The following is a 17895-nucleotide window of genomic DNA, read 5'->3' as shown; positions in this document are numbered from 1 at the left end:
AAATGGGATGTCGTAGTGTATTAGTGGTTGAGGATGAATTCTTTGGAGTTGATCAATGCCCAGAGCAGATCGCTCAGGCCCTGAACCGGGGAATCTGCTTTTTGGATCGCCTCGAACGCAATACTCAACTCCGTCAGTTCGGGATGTCGTGAAAGAGTTCGCAAATAGGCCTCGCCGATTCGTTGCTTCAATCGTTCCGAATCGGCTGTTTTCCAGGAATCGTGCAGTGAGCTTTGCTCTGCGCTGGCGTCAGTTGGCCTCTCCTCTTCCTGCGATTTGGTTAAGAGTTCCGACTGCGCCGCCAGTCGTTTCTCGGTCAGCACTAAGCGGGATTTCAAATCCCGAATCTTTTCCTTAGCACCCTCCTTGTCTTGGAGTCGTTCGATTTGAGTGCGAAGCGAACGGGCGCGACGGTCTAGATCGTCAACCGACTTCTGCAGGGGATCCCCGTCTCCCATTCCCTTCATGGTGGCTTCGCGGCCAGTTGCTTCGCGCACCGGGGCGGTTCGTCCGTCTATCGAAACCATTTTCCATTCCGACTCGCGAGCGACTTGTGCAAGCCAGCTTGTTTTGGGATCGAACATGGCACGGATCACATCCGCGTCGTTTCGAATGAAGACGGTTTGCAAAAGGCTAGGATCGCTGGTGCGATCGCAATCGCAGTTGCTTTCCCGTACCGATCGCCCGAACACGCTTAGGGCGTATTGGTCGGCGCGTCGACCTCGCGTCTGAGCGCTGGCGCCTGCCAGGGTCATCGCACGATCGGTTTCCAAATTGCAAAGCGACAGGGCCTGTTCATCGCTTGAAAGAGCGATCTTCAACGCATCGTAAGCGGTTTCGGCTGGCAATCTTCTCAGCAACGCGTGCGAGAAATTGCGGCGATCCATTTCGTTGGTTGGGGTTGTTTGCCAGGTGCGTTGGTAGGTATCGGTATTGAGAATGGTTCGATGCAGCCATTTGAGGTTGTAGCCGCTCTCGACGAATCCATCGGCTAAGTACTGTAAAAGCGCCTCGTTGCTAGGTGCATTCGCGAGATTCAAATCGTCAGGAGGATTGACGATCCCGGCCTGGAAATAGTGAGCCCAAACTCGATTGACCAAGGCCTTCGCGAAGTAGGGGTTGTTGCGATCACGGAGCCAAGCCATGAGAGGTTCTCTCGGATCTTTGACTTTCGATAAATCGACGAAGTCCCCGCCTAGTAAACGCGCGGTTGGCACAGGTGCTGGTGTTTGTTTACCCTTCTTATTCTTATCTTTATTGTTTCCCTTGTTGCGGTTGTCATTTCGGACTTGGACAAACAGCTCTGGGAAAGGAAGAGTCTTGTCGAATGCCCCACCACGAAACTTTTCTTGCAGTTGGCGAGCGAGATCATTTCCCTTCGCGGACTTGGAAACCCCTAACTCTTCCACAATCGTATCGAATTCCTTTTTGCCTTCCGCGGTCAGTGAGTTTTGATTGGCGACCACACCGTCAAAGAGACGTTCGAATTGATCGAAATCCTTTTTGGACCATTGATCGAAGGGATGTTTGTGACACTGAGCGCACTGGATCCGAACACCGCAGAATGCGTAGGCGAAGGCAATAGCGCGCTCTTCGGCAGTGCGGAGATTATTGCGAGCCCAGAAGTACATCATGTCCGAGCGTTCCGCGTATGCCTTCCCGGTCTTGTCGTTGGCGATTCGCGTCATCGCCTCGCAGTACTCGCGATAGGACTCGCCTGGCTCGCGAGAGACTGCAGTAACAATGCCTTCGACAATCTCATCGTAGGGTGTGTTGTTCGCAATGCGAGCATAGATCCATTGGTACCAATGCTGGGGAGGGAGTTCGCGGATGAATGTGAAGTTCCGGAGTTGGTCGTCGTTGTTGCCGGTTAGGTCGCAAAGAAACGTCGTCCATAGAGCTGCGTATCCAGGCGAATCGAGCAGTGCATCGATCGCTTTTTCCCGCTTTTGTGGGTCGTTGCTCGCCAGAAACACTCGGACTTGCTCGGCAGTGGGCAATGTCCCAGCCACATCGAGCGAGACACGGCGAAAGAACTCGGCATCCTCCGCGACAGGAGACGGCTCCATCCCGAGCTTGTCCAGCTTCTGGAGAACAAGCCGATCCACCTCGGATTTTGCTTTTGCAATCTGCTCCGTAAGCTGGCCGGTCGGTCCTGCTGGGCGGAGGACAGCGATGGGCACAACCGCGTTGTCGTAGGAAACCACCACGTGGGTGTCACCTCGATCTCCTGCAACTAGGACCCCTTGCTCGTCGACTTGCGCAATGGCCGTATCGTTGCTAAAGAATCGGCATAGACCGGTGACGTCTTCGATGGTTCCATCGTTCCAATGCGCGATCGCGCGGATATGGACCTTCTCGCCAGGTTGGGCAAAAGAAATCTCCGTCGGAGCAACTGCTAGCTTCTGAAGAGCCAGGGGTTCTTTCTGCTTCTTGAGTGACTTGGGTGCACCGGCTTCGATCCAAGCTTGGAGGACGCGATATTCCCAGCCGTCTTTCTCAAATCGCTTGCCCCCATCGTGCATCGATTCGTCGGTTGGTTTGGTAAGAATCAGACTTTCGCCCGGAGACTTTAGATTCACCCGACCGGCTGATTCATCGAGCAGGGCTTTGTGATCGACATCAAAATCGTAGCCGAATAGGGAGAGCATGAATCCCCCTTGGCCTTGAAACGATCCATGGCACGCACGGCCATTGCAACCGAGACGCCCCAAGAGAGGCGAGATATGCTTTTGAAAGTTTGGTACTTCGTCGGTCCCTGGTTTTCCATCGGCTCCGATCGCAAATCGGCGAGCGAGTGGTGGGCTGAATTCTTCGGCAAGCGACGTCTTTGCAATCGGAAGACCAACCAAAATGGTCAAGAGCCACAACGAGCTTCGATACCACAGTGCGGACATAAATGCCTCGAAAAAATAGATACAATGCGTATCAATCGTTTCGGGCGTCGACGATCGATCAGGTTGGGCGTCTGGAAGTTTCTTAGGTGCAGTCGGGCGTTATGGTTTGCGTTTGGCGGAGGAGCGTTTGGACTCAAGCTTTCGAATCATTCCACCAAGTTGCTGTTCAACTCGTTCGGCTTCTTTACCTTCGAGTTTGGAAAGTGACTCGTCGATTTGTTGCATGCGAGCCGTGAGATTCTCTCGCTCGACTTTCAACCGCTTCTTTTGATTGGCGACTCGTTGTTCGACGAGACCTTTCAAGTCGCTTCGATTCCACTTTCCATCACTGGCGACCGCCTTCGCGAGAAAGAGGTCGATCTTCGATTGAATCACCCAGCCCTGGAGCTCAATCTTCTGGAGTTCCGGGGAACGTTTGGCGAGCGATTCGATCCGTTGGCGAGCGCGGGTGATATCCCGTATGGCTGTTTGGTATTGATCCGCATCCATATCCTTCAGCACGAAGAGCAATTCTCCAAGTTCGGGATGGTGCGATCTTACAAACTCCAAGGCGAGCTGTTCGTTTTCCTCAAAGGAATCATCTTCCGCGATAGCTGATTGATTGGCAGCCTGTTTGGTCGCCGGTTGGTCTTGTGCCACAAGATGCACCGAACTACATGTCGCTAATCCCACCGCTGCGAGGAACGATGCGTTGCGAAGGCTGGCGAGATTTACCACACCGAGAATCATTGCAAAGCCTCCTCGGAGGAAGGATGGACGCTGCTAGCAGCGATAATCAACCAACTTGGGATATCATCCGACTCGATGGATTCCGGTTCATCATCGTGTTCGAAACTTGCGAGCACCAAGTCGCTTGCTTCGAATGCAGGTGCGTTCGCGTCTGGGGTGGTCCCTGAATCGGGCGATCGCTGTTCTGTGGAATGCACGTCCGACCAAGCCGAGGCGATGGCAGACCAGTCCGAACGCTGGTTCGGTTCAGCGTCAGGCTTCCATACCGCCAGAATCGTGAGCAGCGAAGCAGCAAGCGAGCAGGCTGCGAGGGGCCAAACGGCGGGCTTGAGCCAGAGCGATCGACGGGAGAGAGCTTGAACCGGCTGCGGGTAAGCTGGCGGCAGTGGAAGGGGTTGAAGCAAAACGGGTTGCGGGCGAGACAGGGAGCCCCGTACGCCGTGAAGGATCTCGACCGCTCTTGCGACAGACTCCATCGCTTCCGGGGTGCTTTCCATCGTCGACTCGAAAGCCAATCGGTCGATCGCAGGATCCCCCAGCACATACAACATGGCTTGCAGGTCCAGGTCGGCGTGCTCGAGGTTTTGTTTTGGCTCAACGGTCATCGGAAAGCTCTCGAAGTTTTTGCAGGGCCAGTCGCATACGGGAAAGGGCGGTCCCGATGGGAATTCCGAGCTGTTGGGAAATCTCGGCGAACGTCATCTCGTGTTTGATCCGCATATCGAGCACCTCTTGTTGCTCGACGGGCAGACACTTCAGTTGCTGTCGGATCCATTCCGACTCCTCTCGATCCAAAAGGTTTTGTGCTGGATCAAGGTGATACGTTGCCGCCGGTTCGCCGACGGTGTCGATCTGCTCCAATTGGCGACTCGATGTTCCCTTGCGTAGCTTGAGAGCCTCTCGCAGGATCACTTTGTAAAGCCAGCTTTTCCGGCTCGGTGGCTCGACGTCACCTCCGTAGCGGGCCAGGGCGACAAACCCATTCTGGACCGCGTCGTCGGCGAGCGCCCAATCTCGAAGCACTCCCCAAGCGAATCGGACCAACTCCGGGCGAAGCTCCGCATGCGTTTCCGCAATTTGATCGGGAGGAAGAGGCCGCTCAGGCGATGACGCCATATACCAGCCCCATCGCGAGTCGACATTCCAGAACCATAACGGGGAACCAACCGAGGATCGCAAAGCCACACGATCGACTGAGTGGCAGACGATCCGACGCCATTAAGAGGTGCGATCCCAACCATTTATTCACGGACAAGAAAAAAATGGGTAAAAAAAAGGAGGGACTTAGGGAAGGAACCGAAAACTGGCAGAAAATTTTCTGTTGGACTTGCCGATGTTGGGGTGACATAAGTACACTTTCCGGCCCTAGAAATTTCGTGCGGCAATTGCCGTTCGGTATTGAGATAGGTGAATCAGCCCCAATTGACGCCAAAGTGGCGGAATGGCAGACGCGCTGGACTCAAAATCCTGTGTCCGAAAGGACGTGTGGGTTCGACTCCCACCTTTGGTACTTCGAGCACCTTTGGTACTCCGAACAAACAGTATTGGGCGGCGGATTCGCAAGATAGACGATTTTCCTTGAAAAGTTGAAGTATGCCAACGATTAACCAACTGGTCCGTCGAAATCGAATTGTTCAGCGCAAGGGAACGAAAAGCCCGGTGCTCGAGCAATGCCCACAAAAACAAGGCGTTTGCTTGCTCGTCCGAACCATGACTCCAAAGAAGCCGAACTCGGCTCTCCGAAAGATCACTCGGGTCCGATTGAGCAATGGCAAAGAAGTGACGGTTTACATTCCTGGTGAAGGTCACAATCTCCAGGAACACTCGATCGTTTTGATTCGAGGCGGCCGGGTGCGGGACCTTCCAGGGGTTCGTTACCAAGTCGTTCGCGGTTGCCGAGATACCCTCGGGGTCAACGGCCGTAAGCAGTCCCGCAGCCGTTACGGCGCGAAGAAGGCCTAGGTTTAGATAGCAATTTGTCCGGATAACCAATCCGGGCTCTCAACGGGGACGGCGAAAAGCCGACCAGGCAGCGGCCATTTGATGGCGAGCCATTTTCAAGCAGATTCTCAATGTTTATTAGTTAGACAACGCACTCATGGGCAAGATCACCGCTTCCAGAACCACCCTTCGACCCGACCCACGATACAACTCTTTGTTGGCATCGAAGTTCATCAATTGCTTGATGTACGACGGAAAGAAGACCACTGCACAAGCGGTTTTCTACTCGGCTTTGGATGAAATCGCTGAAAAGATCAAGGATCGGCCTTCGATCGAAGTTTTCGAGCAAGCGATCGAGAACGTGAAGCCCTACATCGAAGTTCGCTCGAAGCGCGTCGGTGGTGCTTCCTACCAAGTTCCGATGCAGGTCAACAAGAATCGCCAGCAAAGCTTGGCCTTCCGTTGGGTTCTCGGAGCGGTTCGCGATAAGAAGGGTCGCGCGACCCACGTCAAGCTCGCTGAAGAGCTGATGGCCGCCTACCGCAAGGAAGGTACTGCGATTACCAAACGCGAGAATACCCACCGCATGGCAGATGCCAACAAGGCGTTCGCACACTTCGCCTGGTAAGTACAACTTGGGCAACGTCCCAATAGCAAACAACAAAACTCAAAGAGGTCAGTTTTCGAACTGGCCTCTTGCGTTTTGCCCGTCGAACAGTCGCGCTCGTCTGTCTTGCTCGTCGAGCGGTCGTCCTCGACCGTTTTGTCATCTCGCCCAAAGCACCCATTGTTCCCGCCAATCGTTCACATCGTCTCCTCAACGGGAGGCTCGGAACGCTAGGGAAACCGCTTGCCGCAATTGGTGGAGGAAGTTAGCTACGAGGGTGGTACTGCGCGTGGATTTTTTTGAGTCGGCCGTTGTCGACTTGGGTGTAGATCTGTGTGGTTTGAATGTTCGCGTGCCCCAGCATTTCTTGAATCAACCGCAGATCGGCGCCCCCTGCCAGGAGGTGTGTGGCAAAAGAATGGCGCAGGGTGTGAGGGCTGATTTCAGGATCGACATCAGCGCGCAACGCACATCGCTTGATCAACTCCCAAATCGCTTCCCGTCGCAATCGTTGTCCCGTTCTGGAGAGAACGAGCCAGGGGGAAGCGGACGGATTTCGGCTGCCTAAGAGTTTGGGCCTGTAAGCGTTCATGTAGGTTTGAACGGCGTCGATAGCGCGTTCACCAAGCGGGACCATTCGCTGCTTGCTCCCTTTCCCCTCCGCCAAACAGTAACCTTCGTTGAGGTGGGTATTCGCCACCAAAAGATTGCTGATCTCCGAGACACGACAGCCCGTTGCATACATGAGTTCTAGGATCGCTCGGTCCCTCAAATAGTGTGCATCGGAAGGGCGAGGCGCAGCCATGAATCGATCGACTTGCCCCACGGTAAGGACTTTGGGAACGCGGCTCCAAACCTTGGGGGTCAGCAAGAGTTCTGCGGGGTTTTCGTCGATCGCCGATTCGAGCTGCAGGAACTTGTAGAACATTCGAATCGCGACGATGTGGCGTGAAATCGAGGTGGCGGCAAGACCGATACCTTTGAGATATGCGGCAAAATCGGTAAGGTCCTCGATTTTTATTTTCGTTGGAGATCGGCCATGGAGCCAATCTTTCATGTGTTCCAAATCGCGGCGGTAAGCTTGCACTGTGTTATCCGCGAGATGGCATTCGCTTTGAAGATAGACGGTGTACCGCTCGATCCAGCCCGACATGGTCTCCGACGGGGCCTGGGGCTCGATGCTCCCTTGCTTGAGTTTCTTCAGCTTGCTGACGGCCATGGTCACAATCCCACTCGCGGGTTTTCGGTACAGTATTTAGGATGATCGCATTCACTGGAAGAATCGTCGATCAGAATTTTGTGATTTGCCCCCGGAGCCTCTTGGATGAAGATACTTGTAGTTGGTGGTGCTGGATACGTCGGATCGCATACCGTCCGCTTGCTTCAGTCGCAGGGGCATGAAGTCTGGGTGTTTGACAATCTTTCCCGAGGCCATCGAGAAAGCGTACCATCGGACTGCTTGATTGAAGGGAATCTAACCGATCGCGCGTTGCTTATAGAGGTCATGCGGGATAGAGAGATCGATGCGGTCATGCATTTTGCGGCCTTTGCATTGGTTGGGGAGTCCGTGCAGCATCCTGCCATGTACTATCAGAACAACGTCAGCGCGACGTTCGAGTTGCTTGAAGCGATGCGATCGGTCGGAGTCTGGCGATTCGTCTTCTCCAGCACGACCGCCACTTACGGCCAACCTGAGAAGATGCCTATCTCGGAAGACACTCCTCAAAACCCAATCAATCCCTATGGGTTTACCAAGCTAGTTGTAGAGCGGGCACTCGAGGACTACGCGCACGCTTATGGTTTTGGTGTGGCAGCTCTTCGTTACTTCAACGCATCAGGGGCCGCCGCAGATGGCAAGATTGGCGAAGACCACGATCCGGAGTCCCATTTGATTCCAATCGTCTTGCAAGTCGCGTTGGGACAACGAGCGAATGTCTCCGTTTTCGGCAATGACTACCCAACCCCGGATGGAACATGCATTCGCGATTACATCCACGTAGACGATTTGGCTACAGCGCACCTTGCCGCCTTGATGAAGCTTCAGCCCAGCTCGGTCTTACAAATGAACCTGGGGACCGGGGTGGGGCATAGCGTCCTGCAAGTCGTCGAGGCATGTCGAAAGGTGACGGGCCACCCCATTCCCACAGTCGATGCAGCTCGTCGCGAAGGGGACCCTGCATGTTTGATCGCCGACAGCACCAAAGCGCAACGAGAACTGCAATGGAAACCAAAGTATGTGGCAATTGAAGATATTGTCGCGACCGCTTGGAAGTGGCATCAATCCCATCCTCGCGGCTACTCCAACTGAGGCTTGAACAACTCGCTTCACCGATCTCGCGGTTTGGGAGAGCGATTCCCTTCCGCCCGGCGAATCGCGTTGCGTCCGAATTTATTCGCGATGAGATCGGTGACTTGATCGAGTGAGCGTTGTTTTTCGATTTGTGGCTGATCGAAAAGAGATAACTGTTCGTAGATGTCTTGACGGAGGTGGTGGACTCCAAACCCCAGCAGTCGCACAGGCCGCTGATCCTGCGGTATTTTAGTCTGAAACAAGAGAGTTGCACCTTGGAGCAGCTCTGCGGTCAAATCGGTGGGATGGGGTAAAATTTGGGAGCGAGTGATCGAATGGAAGTCGTGATAACGCACTTTGATCTCGATTCCCTTGCCCTTCCAGCCATGCCCTCGCAATCTTCGTGAGACGCTTTCAACGAGATAGACCAAACAGCCGTAGAGGTCCTCTCGACAGGCGATATCTTCCGGAAAGGTTGTTTCGCTAGAAATCGATTTGGCCTCGCGGTATGGAACCACGGAACGAGGATCGATTCCGCGTGCTAGCTCCCAGTAGTGTTGGGCACTGTTCCCGAACAAATCTTCCAGTGCGGTGATATCCAGGCGTTTGAGATCGCCGATCGTTCGGATGGCAATTCGTTTCATGGTCGCCTCCGTCGCTTTCCCGACACCCCATAATCGTTCGATAGGGAGAGGGTCGAGGAACGCTGCGATTTGGTCAGGATCGATGACGACTAACGCATCGGGCTTTCGGATATCGCTGGCGATCTTCGCGAGGAACTTGTTGGGAGCGATTCCGACCGAGGCCACCAATCCCAACTGAGATTGAATTGTCGCTTTAATTGACTTCGCGACGGATTCCGCTCCACCGAAGAGGTGAGCCGTCTCTCGGACATCGAGAAAGGCCTCGTCGAAGGAGAGTGGCTCGACGATGGGGGTGAACAACTCGAAGATTTCACGAATCTGTTTCGAAACTTGTGCGTAGACATCCATGCGAGGCCGGACGATGGTGAGTTCTGGGCACAGGTTCAAAGCTTTGCGAACCGGCATCGCGCTGTGGATTCCAAAACGTCTCGCTTCGTAATTCGCCGTGGCGACGACACCTCTGCCTTCTGCAGACCCACCAACAATGAGAGGTACTCCCCGCAGCGCAGGGTTATCCCTCTGCTCGATCGATGCGTAGAATGCGTCCATGTCAACATGAAGAATCATGTTCCCATTGTAATCTCCTCCCATTCCACGTTCCTGGAGTGCTACGTTGAATCGAGCGGTTTCCCAACGCTACTGGCTGATGAAGACCGAACCGGATGTGTTCTCGATCGATGATCTGCGAGACGCCCCTAACCAGTCGACTTGCTGGGATGGTGTTCGCAATTACCAAGCGCGAAACTTCATGCGTGATTCCATGCGACTCGGTGACAAAGTCTTGGTCTACCACAGCAATGCGGATCCATCTTGTGTCGTCGGGATCGCCTCGATTTGCAGAGAAGCCTACCCCGATCACACCGCTTGGGACCCCGGGGATCCTCACTTTGACCCGAAGACCGACCCCACGAACCCTCGCTGGATGATGGTGGATATTCGGTACGAATCAAAATTCAGCGTGCCGCAATCCCTCGCCATGCTGCGGGAGTTGCCGCAGCTTTCCGAGATGGAGCTCCTGCGCAAAGGGAGCCGTCTGAGCGTCCAACCGGTGAGAAAAAAGGAGTTTGACACCATCGTGAAGCGAGGGAAACCCGCTTGATGGATCAGGGGCTGACCCCTGCGGTGTTCGTGCGATCCAGATGCGTGCGAACAGGAAGCCCACAGCGTTAGCGGCCAGAGCTATACTGAGGGGGCTTGCGAGTTTCTCAATTTCCCCACCTGATAGCACCATTGGAGTTCGCCATGTCATCCTCTCCTGCCAAGGTCTCTCGCCGCTCGTTTTCCGGTTCGCTCGCCGCAGCGGGAGCATTGCTCATCACCGGTACGAAAGCCTCCGGAAACATCATCGGGGCGAACGATCGATTGCGGATTGCAGTGGTCGGTGTGAACGGACGCGGGCAAAGTCACATGGGAGGTTGGCTGGGGCAGGAGAATGTCGAGATTGCTTATCTCGTCGACCCGGACCAAAAGGTGCTCGCGAATGCCCTAAAGGGGCTCGCAGAAAAGTCGGGGGGGCGTTTCAAAACGGAAGGAGCCGCTGATCTTCGCAAAGTTCTCGAGGACAAGAATCTCGATGCGATTTCTGTCGCTACTCCTAATCATTGGCACTCCTTGATGACCATCTGGGGAGCGCAAGCCGGGAAGCATGTATACGTCGAAAAGCCGATGAGCCACGATGTTCACGAGGGTCGCATCGCCGTTGAAGCACAGAAGAAATACGGGGTCGTCGTTCAGCATGGTACTCAGAACCGAAGCGATGCCAAACGGGCTGGATTGCATGAAGCCATCCAAGCTGGAAAGTTTGGTCGATTGAAGATCTCGTATGGCTATTGCTGCAAGGAACGAAATGGCATCGGCGAGAATCGCTTTGAAGCTCCTCCAGCAAATTTGGATTGGAACCTTTGGAAAGGGCCAGCGGTGATCGATCGTTACCACTCCAACTTTGTGCACTACAACTGGCACTGGTTCTGGCCAACCGGTAATGGAGATCTGAACAACCAAGGAACGCACCAACTCGATATCGCCCGTTGGGCGCTCGATACCGACCAAACCCATCCCGTGCGAGCGATGGCAATAGGGGGCCGCTTTCAGTGGAAAGATGGAGGCGAAACTCCCAACACCATGTTTGGCATCGCAGAATACCCGAACGGCCAATTTGTCTACTTCAATGTTCGCAATGTGAACTACAAAGGTTACAAGAAGCAGGTCGAGAACGAATATTACTTCGAAGACGGAGGCAAGATTATCGGTCGCACCTACTTCGCAAAGGGGGACTCCAAAGGGGTGCCTGTCGACGTTCCCAACGGTAAAGTGACACCCGGTGGAAATTGGGGAAGCTTCATCGCCGCTTGCCGCGCCGGCAAGCCAGAAATGGCAAATGGGAATGCGCTCGACGCTCACTATGGCTGTGTCCTCGGACACTTGATCAACAACTCCTATCGCCTCGGTACGAAAGTCCCGTTCAACGCCAAGGCGGGACAGTTTGGGGACAACAAAGACGCGGCAGAACATTTCCTGGCGCTGCATGACATCATGGCCAATGGAGTCGGAGTTCCCGAAAATGGATCCGAATACACCGTCGGACCTTGGCTGGAATTCGATCCCAAGACCGAGCGGCATACGGGTGAGCACGCGGTCGCCGCCAATAAGCTTCTCAGGGATCCGAAAAACACCGGTTTCGAATTGCCGGACATTGCGAACCTTTAACCATCGCTCAAGTTGTCTTGGTCAGCCGGTTGTGCCGAGCCCGCTGGCGACGGCATTGACGGTGAGCAGAAGCTGAGGAATGAGCTTGTCTGCTTCGTTGGTCGCTTGCATGCGATGGTAGCTCCGCCACATCTTAAGCAATCCAATCTGCTGTTGGTGGAGCACGCGAAGCCCGGAGGCTCGCAAGTTCATCATGCGTTGCACATTGGGTCTTCGCTGCGCTAACGATCCACCATAGATCGTTTCGACCATCCGGCTGGTCAACGCTAGCTCCGACTCGATTAAATTCATGCAGCGGGATCGGAGTTCAGCATCATCGACCATCCCAGCATACGATCGCATGATCTCTAGATCGGTCGCAGCCAAACTGGTTGCTACGTTGCTGATGAGATAGTGAAGCGGTGCCCACTGCGACATAGTCTTGGAAAGCTCGTCGAAAAGTTTGGGCTCCTTTTCCTTCAATTGGCTTAACGCAGTACCGACTCCATACCACCCAGAAAGAAAGAATCTGGCTTGCCCCCAGCTAAAGACCCAAGGGATCGCGCGCAAGTCGGCCAAGGTTTGTTGTCCTGTACGACGCGCGGGACGGGAACCAATACGGCTCTGTTCAATGGCATCGATCGGAGTGGCTTGCCGAAAGAATGTGACGAATCCATCGGAGTGCAAAAGAGACGTATAGCACTCGCGAGCCCACTGTGCCAACTGCGTCAATGTCCCTTCGAGCGGATGCTCCGCTTCATCATGCCCCAAATCCCATAATGTTTTGCGCGTGACGCCTGCTAAGAACAATTCCAAGTTGTAGATGGCAGTCGATTGGTGCGCGTACTTTTGCGGAATCGTCTCCCCTTGTTCGGTAACGCGTAGATCTCCTCCGAGTGTGTCGTCGGGCAACGATTTGATAAAACGATGCGTAGGCCCAGCTCCGCGGCTAATGGTCCCGCCGCGACCATGGAAGAAACGAACGCGAACTCCGTGCTTCTTGCCCACGGCGAAGAGCTCTTTCTGAGCGCATCGAAGGTGAACCAAGCTGGCGAGGATACCACCATCTTTGTTGCTATCGCTATAGCCAATCATAATCTGCCCGACAGGACTCGATTCCTCGTTGTGCTTTTGGATCGCACCCAAACTGCGCTGTGTGATCGGATGGCTCAGGAACCGATCGTAGATCACGGGGCTATGCTGGAGATCATCGACCGTCTCAAACAGAGGTACGACTGGGAGAGGGCATAATAATCCGTCCGCCGTTTCCTCCATCAAACCGACTTCTCGTGCTAACAAGTACACAACCAGCAGATCCGATGCGTTGCGAGTCATGCTCACGATTAATGCGCCGAGCCCATCTTCACCGTAGGCAGATCGATATTCTTTAAGGACGCGGAGGGAGGAGAGAACCGCATCGGCTTCTAGGCCGAGCGAGACATCGGGGCGAGCAAAGGGTCGTTTGGAAGCTAATTCCTTTGTGAGTAACTCCAGACGCTCGGCTTCGTTCCACTGCGAGAAGTTGGTGCGTTCGAATCCGGCAGCCACCAATAATTGTTCCACCGCCGTGTCGTGAAACGCACTGTTCTGGCGTACATCGAGCACGGCGAGGTGGAATCCAAAGGTTTGCACGATTCGCATTAACGGCTGGACCGAATACTCGGCCGCATGCCGTTGTCCGCACGCGATCAAACTGTCGTACAAGATACGCAGATCCCGCAAGAGCTCGACCGAACGCTGGTAGGTCGGTGTCTCTTCGCGAACGATGGCATCCTGCGTTGTGTCTTGTTTGGGAAGCCGCGCGATAATGGTATTGATGAACTGCCGCCAAGGTTCGTTGGGATTGCGATCCAACGCTTTTTTCCCGTCTGGACCTAAGCGGTTGGCCGCCGATGCGAGCGCTTGCAAAAATTCAGGGTCTGGCTTCTGCCAATAGGCGGAAAGGCTTAACAATCGAGCCAACTGCAAAAGTTGTCGTTGGATCAAACCGATCGCGCTCTTTCGCATCTCAAGCAGGCTTTGACGTGTAACCTCGGCAGTGACTAAAGGGTGGCCATCGCGGTCGCCACCCACCCAAGTCCCAAACGTGAGCTTGGGAAACACAAGAGGATCCTCGAAGACTTTAGGATCCAATCCGACATCGCTCCAAGCGCGACGAAGGCGTTGATCGAGCGGTCGCAGAACCGAGGGAAACACATGGGTCAAGTAATCGAGAACGTTGCGGCGCTCAGATTGGATGTCCGGCTTGTCCAAGTAGATTTCGCCAGTCCGCCAAAGTATCGAGAGGATAGCTCGCACAGCGTAGTCGATCTCTTCACGCACGGGATCCACGCGATCGGTGCCGGCATTCGCGACGGCGCTCCTCTGCTGAAACCGTTCAAATAAACGGCGGTGGTGTGCCAAGACGGTCGCACGCTTCGCTTCGGTGGGATGCGCGGTGAGAACGAGCTCGACTCGCATCTTAGGCAATTCCTTCGCAATCTGTTCTGATGTCAGCCCACTGTCTTGGAGCTGACGAAGTGAGTCTCCCCACAGTGCTGGCAAGGCATCGGCACCTGACCTCCGTTCTACCGATTTGCGAAATTGATCGGCCGCGTTTTGCTCGGCCATTCCTAAGAGTTGAAACGCGATCGAGTAGGCTTGGGTCAAGTGGACGGAATCGTTGCTGATCTGTCGCGGAACGGAACCATCTCCCAGTAGTGGAAGCAACTGGGCGAGATCGCCATCCCCGGATTCTTGGAGCACCTCGCGAAGGCACTCAAGAATCCAGTTCCATTGATCGAGAAGATTCTCTTCATTCAAAGCTAAAATGCTTTCGACAACCATGACGTGGCAAACTCTAACGAAGTGCAATGCGAGACGAATGCGGAATCAACCGTTCGAGAGGAACGCATAGACTAAACGGGATTTTGCCGGTTAGCTACTCGCATTTTTGAATTGCGTGAGGGATCGCCGCCTAGCTAAAGATCGATTGAATCGGTTTGCCCGCTGCAATCGGCATAGGCCGTTTTTGGTGGTTGTAGACTTCTCCTTTGGGGTCAATCCCAAGGGCCCAGTAGAGGGTCGCGGTAATGTCTTCTGGTCCTACGGGATTCTCGGCGGGATAGGCTCCCTGTGCGTCGCTTTTTCCGAACACAGCTCCCCCCTGCACTCCACCCCCCGCCATCATGACGGTGTAGCAATCGGGCCAATGATTTCGGCCCTTGCCATCGCGGTCGCCGATTTTAGGACCTCGACCAAACTCACCCATCCATAAAACGAGAGTATCCTTTAGTAGTCCACGTTCGTGAAGATCTTCAATGAGTGTGGGGACAGTTTGATCTGTCATGGGGAGCAATCGGTCTTTAAGCTCGGTGAAATTCTTTTGGTGGGTGTCCCAACCTTCGGATCCGTTTCCGCCGATGCCCCGTGAGAAGTAGACGGTAGCAAACCGAACGCCCGTCTCGATCAGCCGCCTAGCGAGCAAGCAAGATTGACCGTATTTAGTCCGTCCGTAGCGATCTCGCAGCGCATCGGATTCTTGCGACAAGTCAAATGCCTTTTGAAATCGCGGTGACGAGAGAATCGAAAAGGCTTGTTCTTGAAACTCCTGCACCCCTTTGGCCTCCGCGAACCGCTCCGCCAGTCTCGCTTGCGAGTCGACCATGCGGAGCATCTCTCGACGGCTTTCCAGTCGATCCAAACTGATATCACCGGGGAGCGTTAGCTCGGGGAGCGAGAAACCTGGATCGTTGGGGTCACCTTGAAAGAAAAAAGGGTCGTGTCTCTTGCCTAAGAAACTCGCGTGCTGTCCAGGTGTGACCGAGCCATCAGAGACGATATGGGGAAAGGAGACGAAAGGTGGCACGCCTTGTTCGGCTGGCCCGAGCATTTTCGAAACGATGCTTCCATAGGCGGGATAAAGCTCCATGGTGTCGCGTAGTCGGATGTCGTCGGTTGGAGGTGCGTGCCCAGTTAAGCAGTAATAGCCCGCCGGATTGTGGTTCTTCATTCGATGACGAACGCTTCGAATTTGAGCCCAGTGATGCATCGTTTGAGACCAGCGGGGGAGATGTTCGCAAGCGATGGTACCGGGAACCGAAGTCGATATCGGTTTGAATTCGCCGCGGCTCGAATCGGGGGCATCCGGTTTCATATCAAATGTATCAATATGGCTTGGCCCGCCGCACTGATGCAGGAATAGTACATGCTTGGCCCGCGGTGCGATCGCATGGAGACTGTCTCTTTCACCTGCCCCATCATTCGCGGCGAGGATCGACGGCATCATCCCTCCTCCCCAAAGGCCCCCAATACCCAACGAGCCAAACTGGAGCAAGGTTCTTCGGTGGAACTGCGTGCGACGAAAATCGGAGCAAGACATGGTGGTGACAGGTAGGAGGAGAGGTAGGGAGGGAGGGGGGAAAGTGGGGGAGTGGCGGATCAATTACCGCGCAGGCGTTCAAAGTATTCTCGTTGTTGTTCTCGTTGTGCCTTGGGGAGTACCAAACTTTCGATGGCATCAGGATCTTCCGGCGCGGCATTCAAAATGGCTTCGCGGGCCTCTTCCTTGGAGATCCCTTTTCGATTTGGTCCTCCCACTTTGCCGCCGAAAACGGTCTCGCCTTTCCGCATTTGCTCACGAACTTGGGAATCAAAATCTTTGGTTGCATCTTCTTCTTCCTCGCGATCACCTTCCCCTTTACCCTCTCCTTTGCTGTTTTTCGAGAAGCGGGATTCTCCATCTTTCTTCCCCTTACCCTGGCCATTGCATTCCGCGCAGCCTTCTCCGCTGCAACTCTTGCAGTTGGACGAGTTCTTCGCGTTTTGCATTTCGTCCATCATCTCCTGCAATTCGGCCAGAGCCTCGGAGTCTAAGGACATTTGCTCCAACTGGTCCATCATCTCTTCCATGGCTTGTTGGGCTTCCTGCATGTTGCCATCCTTCATGGCTTGCGAAGCTTTAGCAAGCTGCTCGGACATGGATTGGCACTGTTCGCATTTGCTGAGCGATTTTTCCGCTTGCTCCAATTTTTTGCGAAGCTGACCCGTCTTCTCTAGATCACCCGATTTTTCTGCCTTTTCAAGCTCCTTTTTGAGTTGCTCGACTGCCTCTCGCTGCTCCTGTGCAGCTTTTTGTAATGCCTTTTCCATTTGGTCCAATTGTTTGGCAAGCTGTTCCTTTTGTTGTTCGGAGAGCTTTCCTGACTTCAGTTGATCGAGCATCTTCTCGAGCTCTTTCTCGGCTTGTTTGAAGTCCCCTTTTTGGAGTGAATCGGCCATTTTGTCGGCGGGGCCTTGATCAAGCTTCTTGAGATTCTCCATTGCTTTCTTAAGCGTATCGGAGGATCCGAGCGATTCTTTGCGTTGCTCCATTTCTCGTTTGATCTCGTTGAAATCAGCGAGCAGTTTCTTGACGTCTGCTTTGTCGGACTTTTGAAGGTCCTCCAGTTTCTTTTCAAGTTTTTTGAATTCGTCGGCGGCTTCCTGGAGTCCTTTTTCTTCGAGGTCGTTGCGAAGTTTTTTGACTTGTTCCAAGACAGGTTTTGTTTGGGCCTTAACGTTTTGGATTCGTTCTTTCGAAGCGAGAAGCAATGCGTTCTCGGCGGCTTGGCCGGCATCTGGCACCCAAAAGAGGGCGATGCAGGAGAGGATGGGCAGGAGGACCCAGGGGGTCGCCGTATTAGGACGTATAGGGAATTGGTCTCGTATGTCGATACGTTCAACTTGGCGGATCGCATCGTGCAGGAGTGCGGTGCCAATGGGCGTTTGTTGCGCGTCGGGGGTGAGGTCTAAAGCGCTGCTGATCCGTTCTCGAAGTTGGAAGCGGCGATCCAATTCGATCGCGGAGCTGCGCAGGGAAGGGCGAAGCGTCCAAGCGTGAGCGAGGGTGCCAACGAGCGCGGCAGCGGTTGCAGCCAACAACCCATTGCGTCCCCAGGACTCGAAGGTGTACGGGACATACCAAAGCTTGGGAATTAGCAAGGCGACGAACGCGATACTAAAAGAGAGGAGCAGCCATCCGGGGAGGATAGCCAAGGCTTTTTGAAGCCAGAGATAACGCCGAGCTTTGGAGACCTGTTTAAAGATCTTGTCCATGGTCCAAACTCCCTTGCAACAGAAACG

The 17895-nt window shown here is 54.2% G+C and carries 14 protein-coding genes and 1 tRNA gene; 6 read left to right on the top strand and 9 right to left on the bottom strand.

Going from position 1 to position 17895, the window contains the following annotated elements:
• Positions 1 to 20 precede the first annotated feature (20 nt).
• The 4 genes from SH467x_RS06035 to SH467x_RS06020 form a co-directional block, all read right to left on the bottom strand.
• The gene (locus tag SH467x_RS06035) at positions 21 to 2897 is read right to left on the bottom strand and encodes a DUF1549 and DUF1553 domain-containing protein (protein ID WP_482370379.1); all 2877 of its coding nucleotides are present in this window, start codon (positions 2895 to 2897) and stop codon (positions 21 to 23) included.
• Between the two features lie 99 nt (positions 2898 to 2996).
• The gene (locus tag SH467x_RS06030) at positions 2997 to 3626 is read right to left on the bottom strand and encodes a hypothetical protein (RefSeq protein WP_482370378.1); all 630 of its coding nucleotides are present in this window, start codon (positions 3624 to 3626) and stop codon (positions 2997 to 2999) included.
• A complete protein-coding gene (locus SH467x_RS06025; protein ID WP_482370377.1) occupies positions 3623 to 4231 on the bottom strand; it encodes a hypothetical protein in 609 nt (202 codons plus the stop codon). Before SH467x_RS06025 ends, SH467x_RS06030 begins: the two co-directional genes overlap by 4 nt.
• The gene (locus SH467x_RS06020; protein ID WP_482370376.1) at positions 4221 to 4742 is read right to left on the bottom strand and encodes an RNA polymerase sigma factor; all 522 of its coding nucleotides are present in this window, start codon (positions 4740 to 4742) and stop codon (positions 4221 to 4223) included. The genes SH467x_RS06025 and SH467x_RS06020 overlap by 11 nt, the downstream gene beginning before the upstream one ends.
• Positions 4743 to 5053: 311 nt before the next feature.
• On the opposite strand from SH467x_RS06020, the gene SH467x_RS06015 reads away from it, so the two are divergent.
• The 3 genes from SH467x_RS06015 (at position 5054) to rpsG (ending at position 6195) form a co-directional block, all read left to right on the top strand.
• Positions 5054 to 5136 (top strand) — tRNA-Leu (locus tag SH467x_RS06015).
• An 83-nt stretch (positions 5137 to 5219) separates the two neighbouring features.
• Complete coding sequence (gene rpsL, locus SH467x_RS06010) at positions 5220 to 5588, top strand: 30S ribosomal protein S12 (RefSeq protein ID WP_146676577.1); 369 nt, start codon at positions 5220 to 5222, stop codon at positions 5586 to 5588.
• A gap of 136 nt (positions 5589 to 5724) precedes the next feature.
• On the top strand, positions 5725 to 6195 hold the full coding sequence (gene rpsG, locus SH467x_RS06005) for a 30S ribosomal protein S7 (RefSeq protein ID WP_482370375.1): 471 nt from the start codon (positions 5725 to 5727) through the stop codon (positions 6193 to 6195).
• A gap of 244 nt (positions 6196 to 6439) precedes the next feature.
• Here the strand turns inward: rpsG and xerD are convergent, their stop codons facing one another.
• Positions 6440 to 7393 carry a site-specific tyrosine recombinase XerD gene (gene xerD / locus SH467x_RS06000; RefSeq protein ID WP_482370374.1) on the bottom strand — a complete coding sequence of 318 codons (954 nt, stop codon included), beginning with the start codon at positions 7391 to 7393 and terminating at the stop codon, positions 6440 to 6442.
• 105 nt (positions 7394 to 7498) lie between these two features.
• Here xerD and galE point away from each other — a divergent pair, with 105 nt between their 5' ends.
• Positions 7499 to 8482: a UDP-glucose 4-epimerase GalE gene (galE, locus tag SH467x_RS05995; protein WP_482370373.1), complete on the top strand. Its 984-nt coding sequence runs from the start codon at positions 7499 to 7501 to the stop codon at positions 8480 to 8482.
• A 17-nt stretch (positions 8483 to 8499) separates the two neighbouring features.
• Here the strand turns inward: galE and dinB are convergent, their stop codons facing one another.
• Positions 8500 to 9699, bottom strand: coding sequence for a DNA polymerase IV (dinB, locus tag SH467x_RS05990; RefSeq protein WP_482370372.1), 1200 nt, complete (start codon positions 9697 to 9699; stop codon positions 8500 to 8502).
• A gap of 22 nt (positions 9700 to 9721) precedes the next feature.
• On the opposite strand from dinB, the gene SH467x_RS05985 reads away from it, so the two are divergent.
• Together SH467x_RS05985 and SH467x_RS05980 are read left to right on the top strand one after the other, a co-directional pair.
• On the top strand, positions 9722 to 10207 hold the full coding sequence (locus SH467x_RS05985; RefSeq protein WP_482370371.1) for an EVE domain-containing protein: 486 nt from the start codon (positions 9722 to 9724) through the stop codon (positions 10205 to 10207).
• A gap of 143 nt (positions 10208 to 10350) precedes the next feature.
• Positions 10351 to 11814, top strand: a complete 1464-nt coding sequence (locus SH467x_RS05980; RefSeq protein WP_482370370.1) for a Gfo/Idh/MocA family protein — start codon at positions 10351 to 10353, stop codon at positions 11812 to 11814.
• A 21-nt stretch (positions 11815 to 11835) separates the two neighbouring features.
• Here the strand turns inward: SH467x_RS05980 and SH467x_RS05975 are convergent, their stop codons facing one another.
• The 3 genes from SH467x_RS05975 to SH467x_RS05965 form a co-directional block, all read right to left on the bottom strand.
• The gene (locus SH467x_RS05975) at positions 11836 to 14619 is read right to left on the bottom strand and encodes a phosphoenolpyruvate carboxylase (protein WP_482370369.1); all 2784 of its coding nucleotides are present in this window, start codon (positions 14617 to 14619) and stop codon (positions 11836 to 11838) included.
• Positions 14620 to 14749: 130 nt separating this feature from the next.
• Positions 14750 to 16153 carry a DUF1501 domain-containing protein gene (locus SH467x_RS05970; RefSeq protein ID WP_482370368.1) on the bottom strand — a complete coding sequence of 468 codons (1404 nt, stop codon included), beginning with the start codon at positions 16151 to 16153 and terminating at the stop codon, positions 14750 to 14752.
• A gap of 59 nt (positions 16154 to 16212) precedes the next feature.
• Entirely contained in the window at positions 16213 to 17868 is a 1656-nt protein-coding gene (locus SH467x_RS05965; protein ID WP_482370367.1) for a hypothetical protein, read from the bottom strand.
• Positions 17869 to 17895: the final 27 nt, after the last annotated feature.

The organism is Brakhagea slesvicensis, assembly GCF_052161625.1.
Classification (GTDB): domain Bacteria; phylum Planctomycetota; class Planctomycetia; order Pirellulales; family Pirellulaceae; genus JBKCUI01.
This window is presented reverse-complemented; position numbering and strand designations above follow the sequence as displayed.

What these genes read in the sequence shown, in the direction of transcription:
- SH467x_RS06025 (WP_482370377.1), bottom strand. Translation starts at nt 4,231, where the DNA reads ATGACCGTTGAGCCAAAACAAAACCTCGAGCACGCCGACCTGGACCTG.
- SH467x_RS06030 (WP_482370378.1), bottom strand. Translation starts at nt 3,626, where the DNA reads ATGATTCTCGGTGTGGTAAATCTCGCCAGCCTTCGCAACGCATCGTTC.
- xerD (WP_482370374.1), bottom strand. Translation starts at nt 7,393, where the DNA reads ATGGCCGTCAGCAAGCTGAAGAAACTCAAGCAAGGGAGCATCGAGCCC.
- rpsG (WP_482370375.1), top strand. Translation starts at nt 5,725, where the DNA reads ATGGGCAAGATCACCGCTTCCAGAACCACCCTTCGACCCGACCCACGA.
- SH467x_RS06020 (WP_482370376.1), bottom strand. Translation starts at nt 4,742, where the DNA reads ATGGCGTCATCGCCTGAGCGGCCTCTTCCTCCCGATCAAATTGCGGAA.
- SH467x_RS05975 (WP_482370369.1), bottom strand. Translation starts at nt 14,619, where the DNA reads ATGGTTGTCGAAAGCATTTTAGCTTTGAATGAAGAGAATCTTCTCGAT.
- SH467x_RS05970 (WP_482370368.1), bottom strand. Translation starts at nt 16,153, where the DNA reads ATGTCTTGCTCCGATTTTCGTCGCACGCAGTTCCACCGAAGAACCTTG.
- rpsL (WP_146676577.1), top strand. Translation starts at nt 5,220, where the DNA reads ATGCCAACGATTAACCAACTGGTCCGTCGAAATCGAATTGTTCAGCGC.
- galE (WP_482370373.1), top strand. Translation starts at nt 7,499, where the DNA reads ATGAAGATACTTGTAGTTGGTGGTGCTGGATACGTCGGATCGCATACC.
- SH467x_RS05965 (WP_482370367.1), bottom strand. Translation starts at nt 17,868, where the DNA reads ATGGACAAGATCTTTAAACAGGTCTCCAAAGCTCGGCGTTATCTCTGG.
- dinB (WP_482370372.1), bottom strand. Translation starts at nt 9,699, where the DNA reads ATGGGAGGAGATTACAATGGGAACATGATTCTTCATGTTGACATGGAC.
- SH467x_RS06035 (WP_482370379.1), bottom strand. Translation starts at nt 2,897, where the DNA reads ATGTCCGCACTGTGGTATCGAAGCTCGTTGTGGCTCTTGACCATTTTG.
- SH467x_RS05980 (WP_482370370.1), top strand. Translation starts at nt 10,351, where the DNA reads ATGTCATCCTCTCCTGCCAAGGTCTCTCGCCGCTCGTTTTCCGGTTCG.